The organism is Acidovorax sp. GW101-3H11 (assembly GCF_001633105.1).
Classification (GTDB): Bacteria; Pseudomonadota; Gammaproteobacteria; order Burkholderiales; family Burkholderiaceae_C; genus Acidovorax.
On record NZ_LUKZ01000011.1, the window covers coordinates 120,223 to 132,867 of the forward strand.

The window sequence follows — 12,645 nt, forward strand, 5'->3', positions numbered from 1 at the left end:
GGGACGCCGAGCAAGGGCCGCCCCGCAGCGAGGGCGTCGTCCCCCTGAAGGGGGAAGGCGCGAAGCGACTCAGGGGGTGTTTCATATCAACCCAGCAGAGGTGGGCGACCGAGCGGCCACGGGTTGGCAGCAGGCAAGGTTTGCCACACACGCGCCTGCGGTGCACCGTCGTTGTGCCATGCACCACGCTCCAGCACCTCGCGCAGGCTGCGGATCTGCTCGGTGTGGCCGCCCAGCGCTTCGTAGTCTGCACGGCGCATGCTGAACTCGATGGGCGCCACGATGGCGGGCGTGGGCACGGTGCCAAAGCTGTTGTCGGGCATGCGCAGCACGTCGGCCATCACGGTGATACCGCCGCCCGGCCATACATAGGCGGGGGCACCGCCACAGGTCACGTTGACCAGCGCGTTCTTGATGGAGCGCGTGAGCAGCACCGGGTTCTCGGTGACCCCTGCGCGCAGGCTGCCGCCTGCACCGCCAAGGAACAGCACGGAGGCCAGCGAGGGCTCGCAGTTTTCGCCGATGCGGTCCACGATGCGACGCACTTCGGCAGGCATCTCGGCCTCCACCGGATGGAGTTGCGCGTCCAGCACGTACCAGGAGGCATGCTCCCCGGTGGTGGAGGTCATCAACAAGCGCAGCCCCGGCCAGGCCACGGATTCGTCCCAGCCCTCGATGATGGACAGCGGGTCGGCAATGTCGGTTCCGCCCCAGCCGGTGCCCGGGTTCGCGACCTGAAAGTACCGCCCCGGCGTGGACTTGCGCCCGCGCATCTGGATGCCCGAGGGCTTCATGTCCAGACAGCGACCCGCCTGGTGTTCGGTTAGCACGCCGGTGATGTGGTCGTCCACTACCACAACCTCGTCGGCATGGCCAAAGAACTGGCGCGCAAAGATGCCAATGGCCGCCGAGCCGCAGCCCACGCGCATGCGCTGCTCGGCCACACCGTTGACGATGGGTGCGCGCCCCGCCTGGATCACAAGCTGCGAGCCGCCATCAATGGTGAACTCCACGGCCTGCTTGTTGCCCAGGGCTTGCATCATCTCGGCGGTGATGCGGCCTTCTTTTTTGGTGCCGCCCGTGAGGTGGTGCACACCGCCCAGCGACAGCATCTGCGAGCCATATTCGGCCGTGGTCACATGGCCCACCACCTCGCCCTTGCAGCGCACGTTGGCCTGCTCGGAGCCGAGGAAGCGGTCGGTGTCGATCTTCACCTTGAAGCTGCAGTAGCTGAAGATGCCCTCGGTGACCACGGTGACCATGTCCACGCCATCGGTTTGGGAGCCCACGATGAAGGGCGCAGGCTTGTAGTCGGGATAGGTGGTGGACGAGCCCACACCCGTCACGAACACTTCTTCAGACAGCAGCAGATCGCCGTTCCACGCGGGTTCTGGAGCCGCCTCTGCATCAGCGCCTTCAGCAGCCTCGGCACGGCCCGCAAACGGCACCAGCGTGGCCTCGCCTGCCTCCAGCGTCTTGCGCAGCAGCACCACCGGGTCCAGCCGCACCAGCACGCCCGCCTGGTTGGCATAGCGGTCGCAAGCGCCTGCGCGGCCTTCGGAAATCTGGCACAGCACCGGGCACGCATTGCACTCAACCTTGGCAGCGTTCATGCGCTCGTTGCGGGGCCGGGCGCGCTCCAGCACCTGCGGCAGCTCTGGCGCATCCATGCCCGGCAACCCATCGGTCTTGGTGTGTTCAGTCATCGTGGCGACCCATTCATTGCTTTGTTGCAAGTGCTTGTATGCGCATTGCATTTTGTGTAGCATTCACTTAACTTAAATGTTGTGAACACTACATTCGATGTCAATGTAGCGGAATCAACCAGACTCTGCAATGGTGTTTTCGCACCCCCAAAACCGGTGCACGAGGAGCCCCAAAATGACGCACGTTGTGACGGACGCATGCATTCGGTGCAAGTACACCGACTGCGTCGATGTGTGCCCGGTGGATTGCTTCAAGGAGGGGCCGGAATACCTCGTGATCGACCCTGACGAATGCATCGACTGCGCGGTGTGCATTCCGGAGTGCCCGGCCAACGCCATCTATGCCGAAGACGACCTGCCCGAAGGCATGGAAATCTTCCTGCAGTTCAACAAAAAGCTGGCGCCCACGCTGCCCACAATCACCAAAAGAAAAGCGGCTTTGCCAGATGCGGAACAATGGAGGGTTGTGAGCCACAAGCTTTCAGGCCTGAACATTGCGCTGTAGAGCGCTTGGGCCCCTGAATTTGAGCCAGCTTCAGCCAGATTTCTTATTTGTTTCCAACTTTTCCATCTAACGCACCATGAGCGCCTTTCTTGAAGAACGCGTCCTGTCCGTCCACCACTGGACGGACCGCCTTTTCTCCTTCACCACCACGCGCGACACCGCGCTGCGCTTCTCCAACGGCCATTTCACGATGATTGGCCTGCGCGGCGAGAACGGCAAACCCCTGCTGCGCGCCTACAGCATTGCCAGCGCCAACTACGAAGAGCACCTCGAATTTCTGTCGATCAAGGTGCCCGACGGCCCGCTGACCTCGCGCCTGCAGCACATCCAGGTGGGTGACACCATCGTGGTGGGCAAGAAGCCCACCGGCACCCTGCTGATCGACTACCTGCTGCCCGCCAAGCGCCTGTACATGCTCTCCACCGGCACGGGTGTGGCCCCGTTCCTGAGCCTGATGCGCGACCCCGAGACCTATGAGAAGTTCGAAGAGGTCATCCTGGTGCACGGCGTGCGCGAGGTGAAGGAACTGGCCTACCACGACTACATCACCGAGGAGCTGCCAAAGCACGAGTTCCTGGGCGAAATCGTGAGCAAGCAGCTCAAGTACTACCCCACCGTGACGCGCGAGCCCTTCAAGAACCAGGGCCGCGTGACCACCGTGATCGAAAACGGCCAGATGGCGCGCGACCTGGGCCTGCCCGCGCTGAACCCCGCAGAAGACCGCGTGATGATCTGCGGCAGCCCCGAGATGCTGCGCGACCTCAAGCACATGATGGAAGAGCGTGGCTTCAAGGAGGGCAACACCACGAAGCCCGGCGACTTCGTGATCGAACGCGCGTTCGCAGAGCAGTGATCCCCCGGCGGGCCCCGCCCTGCGGGCCCGCCCCATCCACCAGGACCCGCCATGTCTGCCACTCCCACCAAGACCCGGACCGCGTCCCCCCGCGCAGCCTCTACCCGCAAGACGGGCGTGCGCGAGCAGGCCGCTCAGACCACGCGCGACAACATCCTGAAGGCGGCGACCAAGGTGTTCGCCCGCTACGGCTACGAAGGCGGCAGCGTGGAGAAGATCTCCAAGGCGGCCAAGTCCTTCGACCGGATGATCTACTACTACTTCGGCAGCAAGGAAGGCCTGTTCATCGAGGTGCTGGAGGAAACCTACCGGCGCATGAACGACGCGGAATCCAAGCTCGATCTGGCCACGGACAAGCCCATCGAGGCCCTGCAGGCGGTGATCCGCTTCGTGGTGAGCTACTACCGCAAGAACCCCGAGTTCATCACGCTGCTCAACACCGAAAACCTGCACAAGGGCAAGCACATTTCCAAGTCGATGCGCGCCCGCGAATATTCGTCGCCCGCCATCGAGATGATCCGCCGCGTGCTGGAGAGCGGCCAGGCACAGGGCCTGTTCCGCAAGGACGTGTCGGCGCGCGATGTGTACCTGCTGATCGCCGCCACGGGCTACTTCTACATGTCCAACCGGCACACGCTGTCGGCCTTTCTGGGCGAAGACCTGGAGACGCCCGACGCCCTGGCGCACTGGGAGACGTTTGTCATCGACAGCGTGCTGCGCACCGTGGCACCCGGCCCCCACCTGCCCAAGGGCAAGGCAGCAGCGGCGGCCTGAACCAACAAGAGATTTTTCCCTGCGGAGTGCCGCGTGGCGCCCCGCCCACCACCCCACGAGGAGAATCCATGGCAGAAGCAGCAGCAGGCGGCAAATCGGGCAAGGTCGTCATCCAGAACATCGGCCTTTTGTTGTCGGGCGACCTGGACCGCCCCATCCTCGACGCCGACACCATCGTGGTGAATGACGGCCTCATCGTGGCCGTGGGCCGCTACAAGGACTGCGACACCGAGCATGCGCAAACCGTGATCGACGCGCGCCAGACCTGCGTGGCGCCGGGCCTGATCGACAGCCACGTACACCCCGTATTCGGCGACTGGACGCCGCGCCAGAACCAGATCGGGTGGATCGACTCCACCATGAACGGCGGCGTGACCACCATGGTCTCGGCCGGTGAAGTGCACCTGCCCGGCCGCCCCAAGGACATCGTGGGCCTGAAGGCCCTGGCCATCACCGCGCAGCGTTCGTTCGACAACTTCCGCCCCGGTGGCGTGAAGGTGATCGCGGGTGCCCCGGTGATCGAAAAAGGCATGACCGAGCAGGACTTCAAGGACCTGGCCGAGGCCGGCGTGACGCTGCTGGGCGAGGTGGGCCTGGGCTCCGTCAAGGCGGGCTACGAGGCCCAGCAGATGGTGGCCTGGGCGCGCAAGCACGGCATCCAGAGCACCATCCACACGGGCGGCCCGTCCATCCCGGGCTCGGGCCTGATCGACAAGGACGTGGTGCTGGAGGCCGATGCCGACGTGATCGGCCACATCAACGGCGGCCACACCTCGCTGCCCTGGAAGCATGTGTGCGAGCTGTGCGAAAAATCATCCCGCGCGATCGAGCTGGTGCACAACGGCAACGAGAAGATCGCCATCCAGGCCGCGCGCGCGGCCATCGAGCTCAAGTGCCCGCACCGCGTGATCCTGGGCACCGACGGCCCGGCGGGCTCGGGCGTGCAGCCGCTGGGCATGCTGCGCATGATTGCGCTCATCTCCAGCTTTGCCGACATCCCCGCCGAGCTGGTGTTCTGCTTTGCCACGGGCAACACGGCGCGCATCCGCAACCTGAACTGCGGCCTGATCGAGGTGGGCCGCGCGGCCGACTTTGTGTTCATGGACCGCGCCCAGCACACGGCTGGCGCCACGCTGCTGGAGAGCGTGCAACTGGGCGACATCCCGGGCATTGGCATGGTGATGATCGACGGCCTGGTGCGCTGTGGTCGCAGCCGCAACACGCCGCCCGCGACCGAGATCCCGGTGGTGCTGTAACCCGCAGACCAACCAGCCGCGACAAAAACAAAAGCCCGCGCTTGCGGGCCTTTGTTTTGGGGGAAGCGACTGACGGGCTCAGTAGGTGTCCGACACCCGCACCGCACCCGGCTGGGGCTGCGCATAAGGGTCTGCAGCACGGGCCGAGCCGCCCTGGTCCACGCGGAAGCCCTTGCCCTGCAGCACCACGGGCGTGCCCACGGCGGTGGGTTCTGCGCGCTGGAAGTGGCGCAGCGAGCCATCCTCCATGCGCACCGCCACTTGGTACACGGTGGTGGTGCGCGTGCGCTCTTCGACCTTGTGGCCCACATAACCGCCGCCCACGGCGCCCAGCACAGTGGCGGCGGTGCGGCCGCTGCCCTTGCCGATCTGGTTGCCCACCACGGCACCCAGCACGCCACCGGCCACGGCGCCTACGCCCGTGGCGGGGGCAGCTTGTTGAACCGCCTGCACCGATTCGACACGGCCGCAGCTGCGGCACACAGGGGCTGCAGCACGCACGGGCTGGGCAGCGCCCCCGGGGGCCATGCCACCCGCCATGTCACCGGACCGGCCTGCGCTGCCGCCGGTCTGCGGACGGTAGTTTGCTCCGCTATTCATAGCATTCTGGGCAGGTACAACCGGCGCTTGGGCCCGTTTTTCTTCAATGATCTCGGATTCGGGCGTGCGGGGGGCCGCCGCCAGGGCGGCGGGGGCTGTCGCATCGGCTGCCGAGGGCGTGCGGTTTTGCATCACCAGGGTCGCACCCAAGGCCAGCACGCTCACGCCCAGCGCGCCAATGGCCGCCCACATCCATTTCAGGGCCGGTCCGGCGGGGGCTGCAGCGGGTACGGGCGAGGCAGGAGAAGAAACTGTCAGGTTCATGGTCATATCCTTGTTCATGTCGGAGAAATCCGCAGGGGGCGGCAGGTAGATGTGCGCTGCATGCCCGCTACGGAATGGCGCCGTGGTGTTTCAACGGCCTGGATGGTGCAAAGGTACACAGCGGGGGGCGCTGCGGTGTGGCCGGTTTGTAAGCGGCAGTAAGCAGCGGTAAACCACCTTGGCCAGCACTTGCGACGCCAGGCCCCGCATATGGGCCCTGCCCGCACAGCCCGGCAGCGCAATGGGCGCCATCGCAGCGGCCCGGACGATCCGGCCGCCGCGCTGGCCCCGGCTTGTTGTGCGCTGTTGCCAACATTTACAGCTCCTGCACCCGCGCGCGGGCCGCGGCCGTCCACCGGGCCCAGCCCACCGGTCGACGTGGCCCGGGATGCAAGGCCTGCTCCAGCGCCTGCGCACAGCTGGCAGAAAACAGCAGGATGGCCGATGAAAAATAGATCCACATGAGCAGCACCACCAGCGAGCCCGCCGCACCATAGGCCGACACCACGGCTGCTGTGGACAGGTACCACGCCAGCAGCTGCTTGCCCACCGTGAACAGCGTGGCCCCCACCACGGCGCCCATCACCAGGTAGCGCAGCGACGGCTTGGGGCCCGCGCCGATGCGCATGAGCCCCACAAACAGGGCCACCGCAAACCCGAAGGCAATGGCTTCGTTGACGACCTGCAGCAGCGGTGCCAGGGGCGCCAAGGTGGGCAGGTGTGCCACGGTCAGCCGCTCTCCCGCCCAGCCCGCCAACAGGTGGATCAGCGTGGACAGCGCCAGCGACACCATGAGCAAAAAGCCCAGCGCCAGCACATAGGCCAGCCCCCGCAGCCGCAGCGACGCCATGCGCCACCACGCGGCCCGCTGGGGCGGGGTGTAGCCATCCCGGCGCCACAGCCGCTCCAGCGCCGACTGCAGCTCCACAAACACGCCGGTGGCGCCCGAGACCAGCACCACAAACCCGATGGCCGATGCCAGCCGCCCCTCGGACGGGGCCTGGGCGCTGGCCATGGCCTGGCGCACCACATCGGCCACCTGTTGGCCCATCACCGACTGCACCTGGGCGACCAGGCTGCTCTCCAGGTAGCTGCGGTCCACCCACCAGCCCAGCACGCCCACCAACAGCAGCAGCAGGGGCGCCAGGCTGAGCATGCCGTAGAACGACATGGCCGCGCTCATGCGCAGCCCATCGGCGTCCAGCCACATCTGAGCGGCGCGCCAGAACGGCTGCACCAGGCGCCACAGGGGCAACAGGGGCTGGGCGATGCGGGCAAGCGAAGTCGCCATCAAGGACGGAGGGGGCGCGGTCATCCCCGCGAGCGTAAGGCCTGGCGGCGGCCCCATCCATCCGCCGCAGCCGCGAGGCGGGGTAGGCGCTGTCCCACACGCACCGTGCCGGATGCATCGCACAGAGTTTCAAAGGTGACAGCACCGGTTTTACACGGTGCCTGGGCAGGGCTAGCATGGGGCGCTGTCGGTTGACTCGACCGCCATTGACACAGCGGCCACCGCCGCCCCAGCCGCACCTCCTCACCCAGCCTGCGGGCCACAAGCCGCCGGGCTGGTCTTGGCATTCACTCAACTCACCCCTCTCTGCACGAAAGCGTTTTTTCCATGAGCGTCAAGCAACTCTTCGATCTCACCGGCCAGGTCGCCCTGGTCACTGGCGGCTCGCGCGGCCTGGGCCTGCAGATGGCCGAAGCCCTGGGCGAAATGGGCGCCAAACTTGCCATCACCGCACGCAAGGCCGATGAGCTGGCCGAGGCCAAAAAGCACCTGGAGGCCCAGGGCTACGAGGTGCTGACCGTGGTCAACGACCTGCAAAAGACCGAGGACATCCCCGGCCTGGTGGACCAAGTGGTCGAGCGCTTTGGCACCATCGACATCCTGGTCAACAACGCGGGCGCCACCTGGGGCGCCAAGGCCGAGGACTACCCCGACGCCGCCTGGCACAAGGTGATGGACCTGAACGTGAGCGCACCGTTTTTCCTGTCGCGCGAAGTGGGCAAGCGCTGCATGATCCCGCGCGGCAAGGGCTCGATCATCGTCACGGCCTCGGTGGCCGCGCTCAAGGGCACGCCTCCGGGCATGAACACCATTGCCTACAACACCTCCAAGGCCGCCGCGCTGCACTTTGCGCGCACGCTGGCGTCCGAATGGGGACACTACGGCGTTCGCGTCAATGCGATCTGCCCCGGCTTCTTCCCGAGCAAGATGGCCAGCGGCCTGATCGAAAAGCTGGGCCCTGCGATGATCGAGCGCACGCCGCTGCGCCGCATTGGCGGCGAAGAGGACCTCAAGGGCGCGGTGGTGTTCCTGGCGTCCAATGCCTCGCGGCACATCACGGGCGAAAGCATCGTGGTGGATGGCGGCGCCAGTTTGATTTGAGCCCCCTGAGGCGCTGCGCGCCTTCCCCCTCAGGGGGACGACGGCCTTTGCTGCGGGGCGGCCCTTGCTGGCCGTCCCTCGCCTGAGGTGCGCCCTGTTTTGTCCGGCCTGTACCCTGCACGAACCAACCCAGAGTTCCGTATCCCATGTCCGACCGCCACCTCGCCCATTGGCCGCCCGGCCTATCGCTCCACCTCACGCTGCCGCAGACGCATCTGTTCCACAACGCCGAGGTGTCGGCCGCGCGCTACCCGGACAAACCTTTTCTGGTGTTCTACGACACGCTGGTGACCTTCCGGCAGTTCCAGCAGCAGGCCGAGCACATTGCGGGCTTTTTGCAGCAGGTGTGTGGCGTGAAGGCGGGCGACCGCGTGCTGCTGTACATGCAAAACAGCCCGCAGTGGATTCTGGCGTTCTACGGCATCCTGCGCGCCAACGCGGTGGTGGTGCCGGTGAATCCCATGAACCTCACCGACGAACTGCGCCACTACGTGCACGACAGCGGCGCCACCGTGGCCTTTGTGCCGCAGGACCTGCATGCACAGGCGCAGCCGCTGGTGGATGCTGCAGGGGGCGAAGGCAAGCTCCAGCACCTCATCGTGGCCGCCTACAGCGACTACCTGCAGGTGCCCACCGACCTGCCCGTGCCCGCTTTCGTGTCGGCACCGCGCCAGGCCATTGATGCCCCCGGCGTCACGCAGTGGAGCGACATGCTCGCGCAGCAGCGCACCCCCGGACCCATTACCACCGGGCCGGACGACCTGTGCGTGATGCCCTACACCTCGGGCACCACGGGCCACCCCAAGGGCTGCATGCACACGCACCGCAGCGCCATGAGCACGCTGGTGGGCGGCGTGCAGTGGTTTGCGCGCACCCAGGATTCGACCTACCTCACGGTGCTTCCGCTGTTCCACGTCACCGGCATGTCGGGCAGCATGAACGGGCCGCTGTTTGTGGGCGCCACGGTGGTCGTGCTGCCGCGCTGGGACCGTGATGCGGCCGCCCAGCTCATCCAGCGCTACCGGGTCACCATCTGGCAGGCCATCTCGACCATGGTGGTGGACTTTCTGGCCAACCCGCGCATCGCCGACTACGACATCAGCAGCCTGCAGGCCATGCGCGGCGGCGGTGCGGCCATGCCCAAGGCCGTGGCGCAGCGCCTGAAGGATCTGACCGGGCTCGACTACGTGGAGGGCTACGGCATGTCCGAAACCATGGCCGCCACCCACATCAACCCGCCCCACCGCCCCAAGCCACAGTGCCTGGGCATCCCGGTGTTCGACGTGGATGCGCGCGTGGTGGACCCGGCCACCTTCGCCGAACTGCCTCCGGGCGAGATTGGCGAGATCGTGGTGCACGGCCCCCAGGTCATGCGGGGCTACTGGAACAACCCGCAGGCCACCACCGACAGCTTTGTGACGCTGGACGGCAAGCGCTTTCTGCGCACGGGCGACCTGGCGCAGGTGGACGAGGACGGCTACTTCTTCATGGTGGACCGGCTCAAGCGCATGATCAATGCGTCGGGCTTCAAGGTCTGGCCCGCCGAGGTCGAAGCCATGATGTACGCCCACCCTGCCATCCAGGAGGTGTGCGTGATCGCCGCGCACGACGAGCGCCGGGGCGAGACGGTGAAGGCCCTGGTCGTGCTGCGCGACGCCTTCAAGGGCCAGGTCAGTGAGAAGTCCATCATCGACTGGAGCCACGAACACATGGCCGCCTACAAAAGCCCGCGCATCGTGCAGCTGGTGGACAGCCTGCCCAAGTCCGGCACGGGCAAGGTGCAGTGGCGCGAGCTGCAGGAGCAGGAGCGCAGCCGCGCTGCCGGGGCTGCGGGCTGAGCAGCGGCGCATGGAATTTCACGCAACAGCTACTGTTTTTATAGCTATCAGCGCTTGACCATCGCGCGCAAACGGCCAAAAAACCTTCAGAAAACTCACCATTCCACGCTCATGCACCCCTCCGCCCTCGCCCGCCTGCGCTCCGTGCTGCAAACCCATGTGGACCAGGGCCTGCTGCCCGGTGCCGTGGCCCTTGTTCACCACCAGGGCCACACCGTTCTGCACACGGCCGTGGGCCACCAGCGCCCGCCCAGCGCCGGATCGGCGGTGCCCGCCATGGCGCCCGACACGGTGTTCCGCATCTATTCCATGACCAAACCCATCGCCTCGCTGGTGGCGATGATGCTCATGGAAGAAGGCCGCCTGCTGCTCTCGCACCCCGTGGCCCACTACCTGCCCGCGTTTGCAGGCCAGCGCGTGTACGACGAAGCCACCGGCGCCACCGCCCCCGTGCAGCGCGAGGCCACGGTGCACGACCTGCTGCGCCACACCGCCGGCCTGAGCTACGCGTGGGAGGCCGGCACCGTGCCCGACGCCTACCGCACCGCCCGCATCGGCTCGCGCCGCCACAGCAATGCCGAGCTGGCCGCCGCGCTGGGCCCTTTGCCCCTGGTCCACCAACCCGGCACCCGCTGGGAATACAGCCGCGCCACCGACGTGCTGGGCGCGGTGCTGGAGGTGATCGAGGGCGAAAGCCTGGGCGCCATCCTGCAGCGCCGCGTGTTCGGCCCGCTGGGCATGCACGACACGGGCTTTGCGGTGCCAGCCGCACAGCAGCACCGCCTGGCCGAGGCCTTTGAGCGCGACCCGCAGACCGGCATCGGCATGCCACTGATCGACGTGACCGCGCCGCCCGTGTTCGAGTCGGCCGGTGGCGGGCTGGTCTCCACCGCCAGCGACTACGCGCGCTTCCTGCAGCTCATGCTGGGCCGGGGTACCGCCCCCGGGCCCGACGGCCCCAACGGCCTTGGCGCTCCTGTTCGCCTGCTGGGCCGCGCCACGGTGGACTTCATGACCGCCGACCACCTGGGCAACCTGCCCGTGGCGGGCGACATCCTGCCCACCGGCTACGGCTTTGGCCTGGGCGTGGCCGTGCGCACCGCCACCGGCCAGGCCACCCGGCCGGGCTCAGCCGGGCACTACAGCTGGAGCGGCCTGGGCGGCACCTTCTTTTTTGTGGACCCGGCAGAAGACCTGTTCGCCATCCTGCTCACGCAGGCGCCCGGCCAATTGCGCTACCTGTGCGAGCTGTACCCGGCGCTGGTGTACGCAGCTCTTTGATCAACGTTCGGGCTTGATCCACCCCCACCGTTCTGGCTGAGCTTGTCGAAGCCCTGCGCGGCGCTTCGACAAGCTCAGCGTGAACGGATGGGGGGTTGAACGCCAATCCGCATGACGGACCCCACCCGCGCAGCAACCCGCCGCCCTGCCATGGCCCGCGCCAGAGGCGCCCACAGGCCCCCGGCTTACACTCAACGCCCAGTCACGGCACGCGACACAGCCCCATCCGCAGTGCGCAAGCCCGTCCCCCAGATCTCTTTTTTGAACCTATGCAGATTCGCTGCGCACTGGTCGGCATGCCCGGCTCGGGCAAATCCACTGTCGGCCGGCAACTGGCCCACCGGGCGGGCGTGCCCTTCATCGACCTGGACCACCGGCTGGAACAGACCCTGGGCACCACCATCCGCAGCTTCTTCGAGGCCGAGGGCGAAGCGCGCTTTCGCGACATCGAAGCCCAGGTGCTGGCCGACGTGGCCCGCCAGCCCGGCGGCATGGTCCTGTCCACCGGCGGCGGCGCCGTGCTGCGCCCCGAGAACCGCGAAGTGCTGCGCCAGTTCGGCAACGTGCTGTACCTGCGCGCCTCGCCCGAAGAAATCTTCAAGCGCGTCAAACACGACAAGACCCGCCCCCTGCTGCAAGGCGGCAACCCCATGGACAAGCTGCGCGACCTCTACGCCCAGCGCGACCACCTGTACCGCGAAACCGCCCACTACGTAATCGAGACCGGGCGGCCATCGGTGCACACGCTGGTCAACATGGTGATGATGCAGTTGGAAATGGCGGAGAGTGCGGGTGGGGCGGGGTCGCGCTGAGGGCAAGATAGAGTGCTGCCCGGTACACGGGTAAACAGCGATCTGTTCAAACAGCGGCCAGGACCGTTATTTGGGCTACTCTTTTCACGTCAGGCACGAGGTCATTGACCAAGGAGGCATCAATGCTGCAGCAGTATGAGGAACTTGCCGTGCTGGATCAGGGAGATGATGGCGCAATCGTCTCCATTCGTGGTCAGGATGGCCCCTCGGTTGTCCTAGGGAAATCCTGCAAAACCTCGCGAGCAGTCTGATAGATGCAGATCAGTCATGGCATCCTCGCAAGCCATGAAGCAAAGCAGCCTTGAGCTGAACCTGAGCACCAAGAAGACCCGCAAGCAAGAGCTACTGGCCCAGATGGAATTGG

General features: G+C 66.4%; 11 protein-coding genes. 8 read left to right on the plus strand and 3 right to left on the minus strand.

Features of this window, described 5'->3' with window-relative positions; genetic code table 11:
• Positions 1-86 precede the first annotated feature (86 nt).
• Positions 87-1,706, minus strand: coding sequence for a hypothetical protein (locus tag A1D30_RS12570; RefSeq protein WP_063461079.1), 1,620 nt, complete (start codon positions 1,704-1,706; stop codon positions 87-89).
• Between the two features lie 175 nt (positions 1,707-1,881).
• Between A1D30_RS12570 and fdxA the strand changes: the two genes are divergently transcribed.
• The 4 genes from fdxA to A1D30_RS12590 all read left to right on the plus strand — a co-directional run bounded on the left by fdxA (position 1,882) and on the right by A1D30_RS12590 (position 5,094).
• The gene (gene fdxA, locus A1D30_RS12575) at positions 1,882-2,211 is read left to right on the plus strand and encodes a ferredoxin FdxA (protein WP_056057161.1); all 330 of its coding nucleotides are present in this window, start codon (positions 1,882-1,884) and stop codon (positions 2,209-2,211) included.
• A gap of 76 nt (positions 2,212-2,287) precedes the next feature.
• A complete protein-coding gene (locus A1D30_RS12580; protein WP_063461061.1) occupies positions 2,288-3,064 on the plus strand; it encodes a ferredoxin--NADP reductase in 777 nt (258 codons plus the stop codon).
• Between the two features lie 51 nt (positions 3,065-3,115).
• Positions 3,116-3,838, plus strand: coding sequence for a TetR/AcrR family transcriptional regulator (locus tag A1D30_RS12585; RefSeq protein WP_063461062.1), 723 nt, complete (start codon positions 3,116-3,118; stop codon positions 3,836-3,838).
• 68 nt (positions 3,839-3,906) lie between these two features.
• Complete coding sequence (locus A1D30_RS12590) at positions 3,907-5,094, plus strand: amidohydrolase family protein (RefSeq protein ID WP_063461063.1); 1,188 nt, start codon at positions 3,907-3,909, stop codon at positions 5,092-5,094.
• 78 nt (positions 5,095-5,172) lie between these two features.
• Here A1D30_RS12590 and A1D30_RS12595 read toward each other — a convergent pair whose 3' ends face one another.
• Complete coding sequence (locus tag A1D30_RS12595) at positions 5,173-5,958, minus strand: glycine zipper 2TM domain-containing protein (protein WP_063461080.1); 786 nt, start codon at positions 5,956-5,958, stop codon at positions 5,173-5,175.
• Between the two features lie 316 nt (positions 5,959-6,274).
• Complete coding sequence (locus A1D30_RS12600) at positions 6,275-7,249, minus strand: YihY/virulence factor BrkB family protein (RefSeq protein ID WP_109790948.1); 975 nt, start codon at positions 7,247-7,249, stop codon at positions 6,275-6,277.
• Positions 7,250-7,576: 327 nt separating this feature from the next.
• On the opposite strand from A1D30_RS12600, the gene A1D30_RS12605 reads away from it, so the two are divergent.
• The 4 genes from A1D30_RS12605 to A1D30_RS12620 all read left to right on the plus strand — a co-directional run bounded on the left by A1D30_RS12605 (position 7,577) and on the right by A1D30_RS12620 (position 12,281).
• Complete coding sequence (locus A1D30_RS12605; protein ID WP_056742279.1) at positions 7,577-8,350, plus strand: SDR family oxidoreductase; 774 nt, start codon at positions 7,577-7,579, stop codon at positions 8,348-8,350.
• Between the two features lie 146 nt (positions 8,351-8,496).
• The gene (locus A1D30_RS12610) at positions 8,497-10,188 is read left to right on the plus strand and encodes a long-chain fatty acid--CoA ligase (protein ID WP_063461064.1); all 1,692 of its coding nucleotides are present in this window, start codon (positions 8,497-8,499) and stop codon (positions 10,186-10,188) included.
• Positions 10,189-10,299: 111 nt separating this feature from the next.
• On the plus strand, positions 10,300-11,469 hold the full coding sequence (locus A1D30_RS12615) for a serine hydrolase domain-containing protein (RefSeq protein ID WP_063461065.1): 1,170 nt from the start codon (positions 10,300-10,302) through the stop codon (positions 11,467-11,469).
• A gap of 269 nt (positions 11,470-11,738) precedes the next feature.
• Positions 11,739-12,281, plus strand: a complete 543-nt coding sequence (locus tag A1D30_RS12620; protein WP_063461066.1) for a shikimate kinase — start codon at positions 11,739-11,741, stop codon at positions 12,279-12,281.
• Positions 12,282-12,645 lie beyond the last annotated feature (364 nt).